The following is a 16,840-nucleotide window of genomic DNA, read 5'->3' on the forward strand; positions in this document are numbered from 1 at the left end:
ATGATAAAAAGAACACTTTTCTTCGGTAATCCCGCTTATTTAAGTACAAAAAATGAGCAAATAGTAATTTCTTATCCAGACAAGGAGCAAGAAACTAAAACGGTGGCTATTGAAGACATTGGCGTAATTGTCTTGGAGAATCAGCAAATTACAATTACAAACGGTTTACTAGAAAAATTAACGCATAATAATGTTGCCTTAATCAATTGCGATCAGCAACACTTGCCTATTGGTTTACTAATGCCATTGAGCGGTCATACAGAACAAACGGAACGTTTTAAAAATCAAATCAATGCTTCTGTTCCGCTCAAAAAGAATTTGTGGCAACAAACTATCAGTTCTAAAATAATGAATCAGGCTGGATTACTAAAAGAAAAAGGTATTCCAATGCGAAAAATGGAACTTTGGTCAAAAGAAGTTACTTCAGGCGATTCGCTGAATCATGAATCAAGAGCAGCAGTTTATTATTGGCAAAACCTCATTCAAATAGAAAATTTCACAAGAGGTCAAAAAGGAATTGCGCCAAACAATTTACTCAATTATGGTTATGCAATTTTAAGAGCAATTACAGCTCGAGCACTGGTAAGCTCAGGATTACTTCCTACACTAGGTATTTTTCATCGTAATAAGTACAATGCGTATTGTCTTGCAGATGATATTATGGAGCCTTACAGACCTTATGTTGATTTTATAGTCTGCCATATTATGCAAACGGAAGATTCTTATGAAGAATTAACTGTTGAAATAAAAAAACAATTATTAGGTATTGCCACCATTGATGTTTTAATAGATGGAAAAAACAGTCCTTTGATGGTATCCATGAGCCGGACAACAAATTCGCTCCATGAATGTTTTGAAGGAAGTTCGAGAAGAATTTTATACCCAGTTTATGTATGACGAGCATTATACACGTTTAAATCAATATAGAAGTTTGTGGATATTAGTCTTTTTTGATCTGCCCACTGAAACGCGAAAAGAGCGTAAAATTGCTAGTACATTTCGTAAGAAATTATTAGATGATGGCTTTTCTATGTTTCAATTTTCCATTTATATGCGCTTTTGTGCGAGCCGAGAAAATGCCGAGGTACATTCTAAAAGAATAAAAAACAGTCTTCCTGAACATGGTAAAATTGGTGTGATGCAAATTACCGATAAACAATTTGGAATGATGGAACTATTTTATGGCAAAAAACCTGTAGAACCAGAGAAACCATCTCAACAATTAGAGCTTTTCTAAAAAACAGGATTAAAAAAATACTTAACCAACTCTTTCTCAGCACTCAAACAAGGCAATTTTTACATTTCAAAACCAACTCATAACTCACAACATATCAAACGATTAACTCGCGGTATGTTGGGAATTATAAGTAAAAATACAATTTTGAAAGCAATTCACAACTGAAATTATTAAATCAGTTGCAGGGTGAATGTTGGGAATTATAAGTAAAAATACAATTTTGAAAGCAATTCACAACTATAGCCGTGAATAGATCTTTCACGAAGAGTTGGGAATTATAAGTAAAAATACAATTTTGAAAGCAATTCACAACCCAAAGATAATGAAAGTAGATTTTGAGAAAGTTGGGAATTATAAGTAAAAATACAATTTTGAAAGCAATTCACAACCAGCTGTAGGAGACGTCGCGTAAACTGTAGTTGGGAATTATAAGTAAAAATACAATTTTGAAAGCAATTCACAACCTGTTCGCAAATAAGTAAAGCTTCAGATTTGTTGGGAATTATAAGTAAAAATACAATTTTGAAAGCAATTCACAACCTGGTGATCTTATAAACTGCCATTCACATGGTTGGGAATTATAAGTAAAAATACAATTTTGAAAGCAATTCACAACTGAATGATGAATTAAAAATTGAATCAAAAAGTTGGGAATTATAAGTAAAAATACAATTTTGAAAGCAATTCACAACTGATTCCGCTTATACAATGAGTGGTTCGTCGTTGGGAATTATAAGTAAAAATACAATTTTGAAAGCAATTCACAACCAGCTCGATTCACAGCTCTATTCACAGCTGTTGGGAATTATAAGTAAAAATACAATTTTGAAAGCAATTCACAACTGGCCATAGACAAGTTTACCTCCGTTCTCGTTGGGAATTATAAGTAAAAATACAATTTTGAAAGCAATTCACAACACATTTCAATGAAGCCTTAATTTTTACAGGTTGGGAATTATAAGTAAAAATACAATTTTGAAAGCAATTCACAACTGTAATTGAAAAAGATATTTCAGATAGAATGTTGGGAATTATAAGTAAAAATACAATTTTGAAAGCAATTCACAACTGAATCTTCCAATTCGTGCTATATTATTTAGTTGGGAATTATAAGTAAAAATACAATTTTGAAAGCAATTCACAACTATTTTAGTCAATTCAGTATTTAATTTTTGGTTGGGAATTATAAGTAAAAATACAATTTTGAAAGCAATTCACAACTGCTGGTTTCAATTTTAAAACTAATTCTTTGTTGGGAATTATAAGTAAAAATACAATTTTGAAAGCAATTCACAACTATATCAGGATCTAATGTAACAGGATTAACGTTGGGAATTATAAGTAAAAATACAATTTTGAAAGCAATTCACAACAACATTTCCATCTACTCTCATTTCAAATCCGTTGGGAATTATAAGTAAAAATACAATTTTGAAAGCAATTCACAACTTACCAAAATTCAACAGGAGGTAATTCTTGTTGGGAATTATAAGTAAAAATACAATTTTGAAAGCAATTCACAACACTTGAATTTGCTTTATTTTCTTCCGGTTGTTGGGAATTATAAGTAAAAATACAATTTTGAAAGCAATTCACAACAGCTTGGTTGTTTTCATCTCCCATACTAACGTTGGGAATTATAAGTAAAAATACAATTTTGAAAGCAATTCACAACAAGTGCTGCCTGAGCTAATGTAGCAATATAGTTGGGAATTATAAGTAAAAATACAATTTTGAAAGCAATTCACAACTTGGCCGTGGTCTTCTTTTGTTAGACCTTTGTTGGGAATTATAAGTAAAAATACAATTTTGAAAGCAATTCACAACGTACTGCTTTAATGAATCAACTCCTTGAAGGTTGGGAATTATAAGTAAAAATACAATTTTGAAAGCAATTCACAACATAACATAGAAAGGTTTTATTTTAGCATTAGTTGGGAATTATAAGTAAAAATACAATTTTGAAAGCAATTCACAACTTACAATCGCCAATTATAATCACTAAATTGTTGGGAATTATAAGTAAAAATACAATTTTGAAAGCAATTCACAACTATAAGGAGCAAGCATTAACCCCTCTTCTGGTTGGGAATTATAAGTAAAAATACAATTTTGAAAGCAATTCACAACTAAAGTTCCAAAACAATGTCGGCTTCATGGTTGGGAATTATAAGTAAAAATACAATTTTGAAAGCAATTCACAACCAATGGCAAGTTTCAGAGTTTATAAGAGTAGTTGGGAATTATAAGTAAAAATACAATTTTGAAAGCAATTCACAACAGTACCGATATTGAACTATGCAAAGCTTGAGTTGGGAATTATAAGTAAAAATACAATTTTGAAAGCAATTCACAACCAGCGCCTCGCAGTGGATCAACTGCACACGTTGGGAATTATAAGTAAAAATACAATTTTGAAAGCAATTCACAACCTGAATCTGACAGGATAGCAACAGACGTCCGTTGGGAATTATAAGTAAAAATACAATTTTGAAAGCAATTCACAACTGTTGACTTGGTTAATAAAACTAATGGCATGTTGGGAATTATAAGTAAAAATACAATTTTGAAAGCAATTCACAACTAAGTCCAAACATTTAAGTTGTTTTGTGTTGTTGGGAATTATAAGTAAAAATACAATTTTGAAAGCAATTCACAACTCGGAAAGAAAATGCCTCACATAGATCCTCGTTGGGAATTATAAGTAAAAATACAATTTTGAAAGCAATTCACAACAGCCGATGCCAGCGCACAAAGAATCGCAGAGTTGGGAATTATAAGTAAAAATACAATTTTGAAAGCAATTCACAACCCAGTTTTCTTATGAATCAAAATAGAAATTGTTGGGAATTATAAGTAAAAATACAATTTTGAAAGCAATTCACAACTATAAGAAACTTTGATCTTCATTTGCCCGGTTGGGAATTATAAGTAAAAATACAATTTTGAAAGCAATTCACAACTACGTATGCCATTTTAGTTATATGTTACTGGTTGGGAATTATAAGTAAAAATACAATTTTGAAAGCAATTCACAACTAGCACGTATCTTTCTTCTTTATTTATGTTGTTGGGAATTATAAGTAAAAATACAATTTTGAAAGCAATTCACAACTCCTGTGTATTTAACGTACCGTGTTGTTGGTTGGGAATTATAAGTAAAAATACAATTTTGAAAGCAATTCACAACGATCAGAAGCTTTGCGTTCATTGTTTAAATGTTGGAAATTATAAGTAAAAATACGATTTGTTCCTTTTACTAAAGATTCGGATTTAGGATAAACTTACTATTTAATTACTCAAATCCAAAAGTAAATCTTTAAAATTGAAACTAGAATTTTAGACTTTTACTAAAACAAATTGTTCGACGATTCAATTTTTTGAGATGAGTTCTTAGTGTTAGATTCTTCCTTTCAATATGATTTGTACCAAAGCGTTTTACTGAATGTAATTTGTCATCAATTAGATATCTATAGTTTTTTAATCTGTCGGTAAATATCTTTTTCGCTTCTGATAATTTTAAAGTATCCAGAACACGATTTAATGTTTTATTAGTTCGTTTGCCAACATTAAAGCTCACAACATTTTTAGAATTCTTTTCCAGAGCATAAACCAGCCAAATAAAAATTCGTTTGTGTCTGATATAAGTACACATTTCATCTACTTCATAAGTTTTTCCTTTACTGATAAATGGCTGATTAATAGTTTTAGCAATTGATACAATTCTTTTTAACAAGGTTGTGTTTGAAATTTTTAATATTCTCGCAGTACTTCTTATTCCTAAACCTTCTTTTGTAAACTGAATAACATTTTTGTTTACATCAGACTTATAAGCCATATAAGTGTAATTTTCTATAAATCGTTTACCACAATTTTTACAATAATATTGTTGTTTTTTATTTTTAGTTGTACCATTTTTCGACACTTTTTTCTCTCTACATCTTGGACAACTCATACCATCACTAAATCTGGAACACGAAGTAGCATTTTTGCTCATTTTAGTTCTTTTAAGGCAATATTAAAACAAAAAAGATGAGCAGTACTTCTCATCTTTAAATTATTTTTCGCTAATAATAACTCTATTTCAACATGTTAGAAATTAAAAATTTCATATCACTAACTCTGAAACACTACCGATATTTTTTACTTCTGACAGAATTAAACTGATGAAGTGTTAAATAATTACCGAATTCGACTTACTTATAATATATGAATATAATAATTCATCATAAACACTATCCCATTCAATTATCTTATAATAAGCTTTTATTGCTAATTCAAATCTTACGGGTGCTACATATGATCTGTAATATAATTTATCCTCTTCATCAGCTTTAGCTTTTCTTATGGAATTACCTGAAAAATCTTCTATATAAATAGGGTTCGTCCCTAATTTATAAAATGGCAAATTTATTTCATCAAGATTAGATTTTTCATTATCAAATACAATCCAATGTTTATGATGAAATTTAGCATCAAAAGTATTTCCAAATAATAATATATTATCTGCCAAAATTTCTTTAACACTGGGTCTTGATTTATAAAGCCCTTCAAAGAAAACTATAGTATATGCATCTTTTTTGTGAGTACTTAGTATTTGACCATAGCATAGTCTATTCTCACTAAAATGTACTTCAAAAACATCTCCATTTTTTAATTTCATTTTTTGCTATTTATTTATTACATTTTTTTTATTAGATGCTCCACCATTCGGGTTTGATTTATTAGTTGGTCCATTAAGTCTATCTAATGCTTGCTGTTCTTTTCGATCTAATGATGTTGGGAATTTACCACTTGTACTGCCACGATCTATTATTTTAAATTCAAAATCCGCTTCTGGATGAGCTCTGGCATGTTCAGCTTGTCTAGCTAAATATCTAGCCTCACTTTTAGCCTGACCTGCATAAGGTTTAAGAACTAAGGTTCTATCTGTTCTTAAATAAATAATTCCTTCTGGACTTGGAATACTAGCAAGGATTGAAGCCGCCGCTAATAATTGTTGTGGATCTGTCCATTGACTTAAAGCTTCACTGAAACCCATTGCTAATGCATTTGCATAAGTAGGATTTTGGATGTAATTAATAGCTTTTTGTCTAGACCATTGTCTTGTAAATCCTCCTAAAAGATTATTCATTTGATCAACCGTCTTAAATCCAAGAAACTTAGCCTTCATGTTGTCATTCCAATCAACCCTGTCTGACATAGAAGTTGGAGTTACATCAATAAGGTCTTTGAAATCTTTAAGTTGTGAATCAGGTACTACAACAACATCATTACTTCCATCATTTGTATCTAGCAAGACATTACCTCTTCTATCCGTGTATTTTGTTTCAATCCTATTGTTATCAGACATTTCGCCTACTAAGCCTTTTGGATCAATATAAATCACTGGATTGTTATGAACATACTGGTAAGGTGTTTCATCATCAGTAACTTCTGCATAAGGATCAACATTGAACCAACGTCCAATTGCAGGATCAAAATTCCTAAACCCATAGTCATAAACCCCAAGTCCCATCTCGTCTTGAAGCTCTTTTCCATTGTACTTATACTTATAAGGATTTGCAAAATTTCCTTAATCGTAATTAGTGCGCTTTGTCAGTCGTTATGTAATTCAAAGAACTTCCTTTCCGTGACGAAAATAGAAGTAATCTTACGAAATTCCTAACTATATGGCATAAAAAAAACCTATCAAATCAATGAAAGGTTTATAATGCATTTGCTTTTAAAATCCGTCTATTCGAATAATCAAAATTTTACTTTTTAGGAGAATTTTTGGATGGTTTCAACGATGGCGTATTTCCAGGCGTACCTTTGTTATCACGCTGACGTTGGTCTGGTTTTCCTGTTGAATCTGCTATTCTTTTTGGTCCTGGTTTAAGAGAATTAGATGACATAATTTAAAAATTTAGTTGGTTATATTATTCCAAATATAGTCATTTTTTCAAATAGGAAAATACTTATTTATCAACTCCCTTTGTTGAAAACTATTAGCTTTGAAATACTTCTCTGTAGCGCCAGGCCACTTATGTCCCGCAAGTTCCTGAACTTGCTCAAGAGCCAGTTTATCTTCATTGAGCCAGTTGCAGATAACACTCATTCGGATAGTTTGAGGGTTGAGGTTTTTATCTGGGAACAACAGCTTTAGCGGTTGAATCATGGCATGAACACTATCAACAGTTATTGGCTTTCCCAGTTTTCCAATGATGAGTTTATCGGTTGCGCCTCTGAGCATTCTGGGTCTGACTTCGTTGATGTATTTAAAAAAAGGCATTATCTGTTGAGGTAAGAGTCTGGCTTTTCTCCTGTTGAGATTCTTGGAAGCTTTGATGTAGATTGTTCCCGCATCCAAATCAATATCCTGAACATTGAGCCGTATAATTTCATCGCTGGTCAATCCTTGGTAAATCAGCAGATTGATAAGAACGTTGTTTCTGGTGTCCAGATTCTCGTATCGGTTCTCACGAGTTAAAAGCAATTGAAGTTCTTCTGAACTGAACAAATCCTGAACCTGTACCGCCTGATTGCTGTTGACTTTGATATTGAGTTTTTTGCAGGGATGGTCTTCTCTGTAACCGCTCATAACCAGATAGTCGTAGTATTTCTTGATAGCCGAGAGGATAACGACCCGATATTTTGGGTTGGGCTGTTGCTTTCCGATTTCTTCCATGTACTCAACGATATTCCTGTATTTGTATCGTTTCGCTTTAGGGTTCAGCTTTAAAAAGTGATTAATGGCAAATAAATAAGTCTTTACGGTCTCTTTGCTTAGCTCTTGAAGCAGATAGTTTTCAATTGTTATTTTGGTCATAGGCTTGCTGGTTTAAAAGGTGGTTACAGGTTTTCTTTTCTTGTTTTTGACTGCATAGATGTAGGTCGTATTGATTTGCGAATGACCGAGAAATCCTCGTATAAAATCAATTCCTGCGTTCTTTTCCATCAGATGGCTTGCGATGCTGTGTCTCAGGGAGTGGAGCATTATGTCCTTCTGGATTAGCTCATAACTGCTGGTCTGTTCTGTCATTTTCTTCAAGGTATCGTTGAGGTATTCGCCATTCATCCGTTTACCGCTGTCATGGATAAAAAATGCATCTTCAATCTGGCTACTTCCTTTCAGCTTTTCATAACGTTCCTCAGCTATGTATCTTTTGATGTGACCTGCAACCATATCGCTCATAGGAACTTCACGTCTTTTGCTTCCTTTTCCGTCTCGGACAATGAGCATACCTCTGGAAAGCTGAATATCCCGTGTGTTCAAAGCCACCAATTCCGACCTTCGAAGTCCGCAACCGTATGCCACTGACAGCAAAGCCCGCTGTAAATCACTCTGGCAGTGCTGGTAGAGCAGTTTGATTTCTTCAACGCTCAGGGCATTTCTGGAATTTCCACTGTCTCCTGAATAGCTTGGAATGTAGAAAGCTTTTTCAATCTGCCTGTTCTCCAAAAGGTTCAGAACAAAGAGTCCTAAAGCAAAAAGATGAAATTTTATGGTCTTTCCTGCTAGAGTTCCGTTTCCTCTGTGTTTGGGTCTGCTTATAAGATGCTCGTAATAGCTTACCGATTCTCTGCCTGTTACGTTCTTTATCTTAGTGATTCCTGAATCTTCCAGCCAGATAAGAAATTCCGCTACGGCATTCTGGTACATTGTGCCTTTTCCCTGTTTGTAGTTCTTCACTTTTACATAGCTGTCAAAATCATTAAACAGGTTTTGAAATCCAGAGGTCTGTATTGTTGTTTTCATTGGTTTTGTTGTTGTTTTTTAATCATCATTTGAAAACTTTCCTTATGCGCATTTTCCAATTTATGGAACACCAGCGTTATATTGCCAGTAATTGCAGGTACTGGCGTGTTCTTTTAGGTGGTTTTCAGCTGGTCTAACTGTCTGCTGAGGTCTTCCTTAATCTTGGCTTTCATCTTCTCCAGATTGTCCCAGTAGCTTATCACATACTTGAATCCTTTGTTTGGCGAGCCTTCAACCGCCTGAATGTACTCCAGCTCCTGTAGGGTCTGCATGTACTTAAAGGCTGAGGTCTTGCTGATATTAAGCTCCTGTCTGATTTCCCTTGTCGTAAATCGGTGTGTTGTTCCGTTGGTTTGGTTTCTTACATATCCTTTCAGCTTTTCAAAGAACTGTCTGGTGCTCTTGTCAAGTTCATCCACTTTGATGATAATCGAGCTAAAGAAAATCTCAACAGCTTTTCTCACATCTTCTTCGGTGGCTATCAGTCTTCTTTTATCATCCATTTTTCGCTGGTACTGGTTCAGGATTGTAATCTGAGCGACAAAATTCTGAAAATGGGCGTTGAGCCTTCTGAGCATTTTGGCTTCCAGCGGGAGCATAAGCTTATCGGCAAACGGATTCACAACTTCATAGCTCTTTAGAACTCTCATGCAGTTTCTCAAGAGCTGTCTGGCTTCCTGTTCACGCACAGTATTGCTGATGCCAGCATTTTTCTTGTTCTGCGCATCGATGATTCTAAGGGTCTGTTCAAGGCTTTCATCCACTCCCAAGACTACCGAACGGCTCATGTTATCGTAGTAAACCTCTGCTTTGGTCGTGGCGGTAAGGCTTGCAAAATGGGCTTCAACCTTTTTCATTTTCCCTGTGGTGTTCCCCAGCATATCCTTAACCACCGTGGAACTGGTCAGGAGCTTATTCGACTGCATTTCCCTGAATGCAAACTGGGCATCTTCATCCAGTCCGTCAAAGTCTTGAATAACTATAAATTTGTTTATCAATTCTTTGTTTTTGTAATGATAGAGCGATTTGCTGGTAATTCGGGTCATGTTCATTACGTCTTCCTGTGGCATGCAGTTGGCTATAGCGTTGATGAGGTGCGATTTGCCTTCTCCTGAACTTCCTTGCACAAGTCCGTGCAGAGGATTAGGCATTTTATAGCTTGAAGCAAGCGTAAACATCAGTATCCTGTTTTCTTCTTCTCCAACAATTCCGCTTTGTCCGAGCAGTTTGTCAATATTCTCAAAAAGCTTCGGCTTGGAGAGGAACTGCACTGCTTTTTCGCTGGCTTGCGGTGTTAGTTCCTTTTCAGAGTAATGGTCTGTTACTGGATTCATTTCAGCATTGAAGAGGTTTTCCCTGTAGTCTTCCAGAAGGTCAGTGAACTGCAACAGGTCAGCCTCCAAAAGCGTGCTGTCAAATCCGTGCTTCTCGCTGAGTTCCCTGCACTGGTTCTCTACGCTTGTAAAGTCAAACAAATCAATCTTTACACGCAGTCTCTTCTGGCTGTCATTTGGAACTATCTGGATGGTAAGCCTCAGGTTTCCTAAATCCATCGGCAGGCTTCCAATCACATAGAACGTTCCCGTTTTTCCTTTGAAACTGATTTTGTAGTCACTTAGAATCTCCAGTGTTGCAACTGTCTTTTCTTTTACTGGATTCTGCAACATGTCAGTAATTCCGCTTGTTCCGTAATTCAGCCACATATCGTTCATGCTGTGCCCGTCTGGGAGCTGAATCATGCTTACTGGTAGTTCTGGTCTGATGTTCTGTATCTGGGTTCTTATGTTGTTTTGCATTGTCTTAATTTTTTATGATTATGATTTCTTCCAATTCGTGCAGTGATTTTAAAGCCTCAATATGCTGTGGCAGGAGCTCTCCGTTGTGCATCGCCATGACGGCATCCCTGTTCTCCAGTGCTTTGGACTGCAAAAGGCTGGCGCAGTCGATGACCGTTGGAGTGAGATAGAGCCTTTTGGTGTTTGCACTCGGATAAGCTGGATAGATTCCTTCACTGTTGAGGTATTCTTGCTTAGGCGTTTCGAGATTAAAGCGTAAAGCAAAGTAGTTTACGATTGTGTTCTCTTTGTCCAACAGCGGAAAAATCAGTCCGTATCTTCCAAATGCTGTATATGCTGTCAAGTCTTCCTGTCTTACGCCTGCATCGCTCTTTTTAAGCACTCCTAAAGCTTCAAAATCATCTTTGAACTCTTGGCTTTCTCTATGGTGGAATTGTCCAGAATTGAAGCCGATTCTCAGCTCTGCATAATCCAGTCCCATCTTTTTCACATAGTCTTTCGGTTTTATAGCTTTGGAACTTCTGATGCCAGTTTCAAATGACTGGAAAAGTGTTTCTAATGTATTTTTCATAAGCATTCTCTTTTAGTTTTTTAGGTAATTTTTGGACATAGGTATCCTGCTTCGGGTATTGCACCGAAAAAAAACATTTATCTAAGTAGGATTTATTTTATTTTTTTAAGCAGAACAGGAGCCCATTGTTCGCCTTCAAAAAATACATCGTAGTGAATGAATTTTGCAAGAGTATCAGCATCATCAAAGAGATTTCCTTCTAACATTTTGCCTAGGTCTCTCATATTATCAAAATCAAACTTAATTTTATCTGTCGGCTCTACTTCCAGTAATTTAATTGTGTCTCCAATAGTCCTATGCCCCATATGGCTTGAAAGAGCAGAAAACACTTGTTTTGAGTAATGGTATTTTTTTACCATATCCAAAGCCCATGCAATTTCAAAAGCATTGGTCTTTAAAGGCTTAAAATTGAAATCAAAAGATGTTTTCTCTTTAATCTCAGCTAAAAATCTTTCACTTAATCGTTGCAGTTCCCTGTTAAGCGTTGAAGATGTCAATGGCTTGCCAGTTTTATAGTTCATATACACACTGTCTTCAAAGTTTTCAATAGGAAGTTGTGCATACGCCTTTTCGAAAAGCTGGTTCATTTCAACATTTATCGGTCTCTGTACCGATTCATCTTTTTTGTACAGCCATAATTCATGTTTAGCCATACCGTCTTCATAATGAACTACATCATCCCACGTTATACTGAGAAGAGTTCCTATTTTTAGTCCCCATTGTGCTCCGTGGATACATAAAAGAGCATGTCCGTACTCTTCGTGTTTCCAAAGCCATGTTCCAAAAAGAACTAACATTTTACTGCTCCAGTGTTTTTGATTATCGCTCATATATGTTGTATTTTCAATTTTATATTACAAATGTAACACTAATTATCGAACTACACAAGTTATTTTCGGATTTATCTGTATTTTACAACAAATGAATTTAAACACTCAAATATAAGTTGCTGATTTCCTGCTCTCTAATGCCTAAGTAGATTTTTGTTGTAGATACGCTGGAATGATTAAAAAGCTGGGATAACAACAATAAAGCTTGGTCACTGTACTTGTTAACCTCCCAGACTCTCCTGCCTAAGGTTTTTCTCATAAAATGGCTTGAATACTGACCTCTGACCTTGTATTTGGTAAAAATATCTTTCAGCTTGCTGTTCACGTACTGGATGCTGAACGGCTTATCTCCTGAGCGGTTGGCGAACATCAAATCGCTTTCGCCTGCTTTCAGCTCGATAAACAGACGCCTCAAGATAGTCTGCAGTTCTGGATTGATGGTCACTTTTCTGGTCTTTTTGGTCTTCTTTTCCGTTATCGTAAAGTAATCCTGATTCAAAACCTGATTCCAACGAAGCTGGAGCAGGTCAGAAATTCTTAGACCAATGTAAGAACCTGTTGCAATGAGTAGAGCAAATTTCAGGTCATTATCTCGCTCCAGTTTCAAAACGATGCTCTGCATCTTTTCCCACTCTAAAAAATCACTTGTTGTCTTTTGTCCTTTTAATGCCATAATGCTTAATTTTAGTTTCACTTTTCTACCTTAATATATGTATCTGAAAGCGGTCGATTCTTCATCCTATGTAAACCATTGATTTCATTGGGTTTACATGGTCGCTTTCACTACTGAAAGAAAGTGAAACAAATGTCCAGGTCTATTTTGGATTGTGCAAGAAAAATCCTGGATTTCCTGGGCTCACAGCTTTTTGGGTCGTTTCAGGACACAAAAAAACGAGGTTGTTAGCCTCGTTCTTTGGATTGTATCAATCGTGAAAACTCTAAAAATTCTTGGTCGGTAAAATTACCTTTTTTAAAACTTATCGGCAGTTTGAGCGGTTGTGACTGCAACACCTGTTTGAGCTGAGAAAGTTTAAGCTTAATTCTCATCGTCTGAAGTATTTGTGCTGTTGCTGATAAAATCCCAGTCTTCTCCGCTCAGACCGTCTTTGGACATGTAGAACAATCCAGCTTTGTATCGGTCATAAATGCTTACATCGGTTCTGTCGTAGTTGAAGTAGTCCTGAATATCCGTAACAATCTGCTCATGAAGTTTCTTATCGGAAGCGTAGAACACAAAATGATTGTGACAGCCTTTTCTGTTTGGGAACGGCTCGGTTGTAAAGAACAGTCGAATTTCTGTTGATGCTCCGTATTTTTGGTTCAGATAGTCATACAATCCGTGCATCTGCTTAAAACAGCTTGTCTTGTTGCGGTCTGTTTTGTAGGCTACTGTAAAGAAGAAACTCCAGTCCATCTGCCAAAAGGTATGTTGCAGGCTCTCCTTATCAGCCAGACAGTCTATCAGGTTTCTCATGGATTGGTTTTCTTGTCTCAGGGCTTTGTTCTCATCGAACATGATTTCGCTGTCAAAATATCTGGCATGGTCAGCGGGGAAAAGTCTTTCTCTGTTTGGCTTCTTAGTTTCTAAAAACAAGTCTTCATTCTTTTTGTAAAATCGGTAGATGGTACTTTTGCTTGATTTTGTGCTTTTTATAAATTTCTTTAAATCTTCATATTTCATTTCTTGGTTGGTTAGTATCTTGTTATTGATTAGATGCAGGAAGTCCATACAAGAGGATTAGTCAAGCATCTTTATAATAAATACTAACGAATCTTGAAAAGTGTAGCTTTTTGGCACTTTTTTTTCAAAAATATTTTTCGGGATGGAAAAATATTCGTTCCAAAATGAGACAGTAGTCTGGGAAATTTCAAAACTTGCGGAATTTTCACTTAAGACATCGATGGTATCGATTGGAATAGGTACACAATTTTATAGTACGGGGAGGTAATTTGACACTGGAAATCTCGGTGTTTGGTATCAAAACAGCCGATACAGGGAGGGAGGATGTTCTGAACGTTATTTTTCAAATCAATTGAGATTCCCTAGCAGATGCAGGATAACTTGGATTCTATTTTAACAGTTTGGTACACTTTAAAGTGCTATAAAAAGCAAAAGCCACTCCGTTAGGAATGGCTTTCAGTTACAATTTATTACTGTCAGGAATTAAGTTCTATAAAGCGGCTCTCTTTTAATTATCTTCCAAATTCCATCAGTTTTTTCAATAAGTACAATAAAACCAATTGAACTATCTTCTCCATCAGATAATTCTACAATAAAATAACCTAAATCGTGAGAAATTTTAAAATTAGAAAAAGCTACTTCACCTGCATATTTAATTTTTGTTGGTTTCTTTGGCTCAAATGAAATGTTGTACCTTCCAATTTTTTTTGGAAAAGTAGTATCTAAAACAAATTGTGACTGTTTCTCATTCGTAAGCTCATTAAATTTACTATCTAGTTTTTCCCTTTGCAAGAAACCATGAATTTCATTTTCAGCTATGTTGCTATTTCCTATTTTTTTGCTAATAAAAATTGATAATTCTGGATAATGTTTCACGCTATTTTGCTCTTCAGAGCGGGTATCTATTCCTACTGGCCTGAAACTACCATGCTCATAAGCAAAAGTATCTACAAGAGTTAAAAAATTATTCTCTATAATTTTTTGAGGACTATTTTTTTTGTTGTCTTTACATCCACTAAAAACACTTAACAGAAGTATTAAACCCAAATAAGTTCTAATATTTAAAATCCCAACCATTTTTTTGATAATATTCATGTGCATTATTTTTATTTATATCCTCTCCAAATCCATATTTTTCCAATGCTTTACCATATTCTGCTGTTACATCGGGTAGATGGTTTTTAACTCTACTACTATGTATAAATTCGTGTAATATGGTTGTCATCAGTAAAAATGAAGTCGCTTGTATTGTTGAATTTCTTTTTGCAATTTCTAATCCATTGACAAACTTTGCATTTACAGTTATGAAATTTCCAGTATTGGGCGTCCAACCATTATTATCGCTATCTTCTCCTGTGTAAAACCAACTTTGAAGTTCAGTGCCTTGTCCATACTGTAATTTTTCTAAGACCTCCATAGTAGAGTATCCTGAATAATATGAAAGATAATACAATAAATCCGAATTGTTTTGCACATAACTATGAATTTGCTTTGCAAGTTTGGTTAGTCTAGGATATTTTTTTTCATAATCTTCTCCTTTAGGAAATTTTATAGTAGAATTATCTCCATTATTCGCATCCGAATTATTTGTATCAGATACATTATTATTACTACCATCACTATTTCCACCAGAATTAGCATACGACATAGCTTCGTTAAAAGAAACCTCTTTACCATTAATTACATATTGCCCCGTTGTACTATTGTATATAGGCGAGGCTCCACTTGGGTCTGCAAAATATACAGGATTATTACTAAATGCATTATACGGCGATTCAGTATAATGTGTAACGGGGTCTATTACTGTCCATCTTGCAATAGCAGGGTCATATTGACGCACATCCATTGCGTACATGTTAAGTCCCAGCTCGTCTTGAAGCTCCTTTCCATTGTACTTATACTTATAAGGGTCTGCAAACCTTTTTTTAAAGAATAAATATTCCCTTGTAAAAAATCTCTATATAAAGAACGTCCTTTTAGCATTTTTCTATAACACGAAAGTAGATTTACTTTAATTATTTTCCTAATAATTTTGCATTTACCAATAAAAAAAGCTCTCAATATGAGAGCTTTCTTTATTTCAGAATATATTTTTTTTAAAGATGTTTTCCAATATGACCAATAAGAATTTTACCTTTTTCAATATCTTTATTTCCTTCATGGAAATAAATTCTACGATCATTGCTAAATGTTCCCTTATCGTCAACACTAAGTTTTAAATGTATTTCGCAATACACATCTTCATCTTGTCCTTTTTCATTTGTAAATGGAAAAGTCATTGTCTTCTTTTTACTTATGTCTCCTTCTATTGAAGCAGGCTGTCCGTCATGACTATAAACGACATTAAATTTAGCTAATGTATTTACTCGGTTGTAGGGATTCGTTTTTGATGATGGAAATTTATCATTCAATTCGGATAAATGGTGAATGACTCTTTTTACACAATCTGGGAATAACTTTTTTACAGTAGTTTTACAGTCCCTTTGAAAAAATAAAGCCTCGAAATATATTTTACATTCCTCAATGAAAAAATCTGAATCTTTTGGATAAGTGCTTAAAAAAAATCTTTTAAACTTAAACCAACTGTCTATACCGTAAATTAACTGGTATTCCGGCAAAACATTTTCTATATTGTTAAATGCAATTAAACCGTAGCATTCATCTGTATTATGATTTGGCAGGTAGACTTCACAAATATCTTCTATTGAATCAGTAGTTTCTTTTAATTCCCATATGATTCTTAATTGTTGAATTACATCTCTATCAATTCCTTGAATAGAAGGATTATTAAGAACATCGCTTATCGTTTTTTTATCAAAAATTTCTATATCATAAACATCTGGGTGACAAAAAATTTCATTTCCAGAAACTCCTCTTATCCTTCTTAAATCAATTGCAAAATTTTTAATCTTTTGTTCAATTTCTACTTGAGAAGCACCACTAAATTTAAAACTTTCGGGGACAATAAAAAAAGTAGCTTTCAT

General features: G+C 34.4%; 15 protein-coding genes, 2 pseudogenes and 1 CRISPR repeat array. Of the genes and pseudogenes, 2 read left to right on the top strand and 15 right to left on the bottom strand.

The window, feature by feature from the left end; translation table 11 throughout:
- Positions 1 to 897, top strand: a complete 897-nt coding sequence (cas1, locus tag GKZ86_RS00475) for a type II CRISPR-associated endonuclease Cas1 (RefSeq protein ID WP_154781184.1) — start codon at positions 1 to 3, stop codon at positions 895 to 897.
- Positions 890 to 1,237 (top strand): CRISPR-associated endonuclease Cas2, encoded by a 348-nt coding sequence (cas2, locus tag GKZ86_RS00480; RefSeq protein ID WP_154781185.1) that lies wholly within the window; start codon positions 890 to 892, stop codon positions 1,235 to 1,237. The genes cas1 and cas2 overlap by 8 nt, the downstream gene beginning before the upstream one ends.
- Before the next feature lie 418 nt (positions 1,238 to 1,655).
- Positions 1,656 to 4,427: a CRISPR direct-repeat array (repeat unit 46 nt; unit sequence GTTGGGAATTATAAGTAAAAATACAATTTTGAAAGCAATTCACAAC).
- Between the two features lie 141 nt (positions 4,428 to 4,568).
- On the opposite strand, the gene GKZ86_RS00485 is transcribed toward cas2, so the two are convergent.
- From GKZ86_RS00485 to GKZ86_RS00545, 15 genes and pseudogenes are all read right to left on the bottom strand, one after another.
- Entirely contained in the window at positions 4,569 to 5,234 is a 666-nt protein-coding gene (locus GKZ86_RS00485) for an IS1 family transposase (protein ID WP_228526614.1), read from the bottom strand.
- 177 nt (positions 5,235 to 5,411) lie between these two features.
- A complete protein-coding gene (locus GKZ86_RS00490) occupies positions 5,412 to 5,900 on the bottom strand; it encodes an Imm26 family immunity protein (protein ID WP_154781186.1) in 489 nt (162 codons plus the stop codon).
- Between the two features lie 6 nt (positions 5,901 to 5,906).
- Positions 5,907 to 6,782: pseudogene (locus GKZ86_RS00495) on the bottom strand (RHS repeat-associated core domain-containing protein); the annotation flags it as partial.
- A gap of 211 nt (positions 6,783 to 6,993) precedes the next feature.
- On the bottom strand, positions 6,994 to 7,134 hold the full coding sequence (locus GKZ86_RS25210; RefSeq protein ID WP_194632585.1) for a hypothetical protein: 141 nt from the start codon (positions 7,132 to 7,134) through the stop codon (positions 6,994 to 6,996).
- A gap of 47 nt (positions 7,135 to 7,181) precedes the next feature.
- A complete protein-coding gene (locus tag GKZ86_RS00500; protein WP_154781188.1) occupies positions 7,182 to 8,048 on the bottom strand; it encodes a tyrosine-type recombinase/integrase in 867 nt (288 codons plus the stop codon).
- A gap of 12 nt (positions 8,049 to 8,060) precedes the next feature.
- Positions 8,061 to 8,978 (bottom strand): tyrosine-type recombinase/integrase, encoded by a 918-nt coding sequence (locus tag GKZ86_RS00505; protein WP_154781189.1) that lies wholly within the window; start codon positions 8,976 to 8,978, stop codon positions 8,061 to 8,063.
- A gap of 113 nt (positions 8,979 to 9,091) precedes the next feature.
- On the bottom strand, positions 9,092 to 10,774 hold the full coding sequence (locus GKZ86_RS00510; protein ID WP_154781190.1) for a hypothetical protein: 1,683 nt from the start codon (positions 10,772 to 10,774) through the stop codon (positions 9,092 to 9,094).
- A 4-nt stretch (positions 10,775 to 10,778) separates the two neighbouring features.
- Entirely contained in the window at positions 10,779 to 11,345 is a 567-nt protein-coding gene (locus GKZ86_RS00515) for a hypothetical protein (RefSeq protein ID WP_154781191.1), read from the bottom strand.
- Between the two features lie 92 nt (positions 11,346 to 11,437).
- A complete protein-coding gene (locus tag GKZ86_RS00520; protein WP_154781192.1) occupies positions 11,438 to 12,175 on the bottom strand; it encodes a hypothetical protein in 738 nt (245 codons plus the stop codon).
- Between the two features lie 97 nt (positions 12,176 to 12,272).
- A complete protein-coding gene (locus GKZ86_RS00525; RefSeq protein WP_194632584.1) occupies positions 12,273 to 12,848 on the bottom strand; it encodes a tyrosine-type recombinase/integrase in 576 nt (191 codons plus the stop codon).
- 363 nt (positions 12,849 to 13,211) lie between these two features.
- Positions 13,212 to 13,856 (bottom strand): hypothetical protein, encoded by a 645-nt coding sequence (locus GKZ86_RS00530; protein WP_154781193.1) that lies wholly within the window; start codon positions 13,854 to 13,856, stop codon positions 13,212 to 13,214.
- 483 nt (positions 13,857 to 14,339) lie between these two features.
- Positions 14,340 to 14,951, bottom strand: a complete 612-nt coding sequence (locus GKZ86_RS00535) for a hypothetical protein (protein WP_154781194.1) — start codon at positions 14,949 to 14,951, stop codon at positions 14,340 to 14,342.
- Positions 14,911 to 15,504: a hypothetical protein gene (locus GKZ86_RS25400; protein ID WP_255459971.1), complete on the bottom strand. Its 594-nt coding sequence runs from the start codon at positions 15,502 to 15,504 to the stop codon at positions 14,911 to 14,913. Before GKZ86_RS25400 ends, GKZ86_RS00535 begins: the two co-directional genes overlap by 41 nt.
- A gap of 84 nt (positions 15,505 to 15,588) precedes the next feature.
- Positions 15,589 to 15,753 (bottom strand): annotated as a pseudogene (locus GKZ86_RS25550) (RHS repeat-associated core domain-containing protein); the annotation flags it as partial.
- A gap of 199 nt (positions 15,754 to 15,952) precedes the next feature.
- A complete protein-coding gene (locus GKZ86_RS00545; protein ID WP_154781196.1) occupies positions 15,953 to 16,840 on the bottom strand; it encodes a hypothetical protein in 888 nt (295 codons plus the stop codon).

The organism is Flavobacterium sp. LC2016-13, from assembly GCF_009707955.1.
GTDB lineage: Bacteria > Bacteroidota > Bacteroidia > Flavobacteriales > Flavobacteriaceae > Flavobacterium.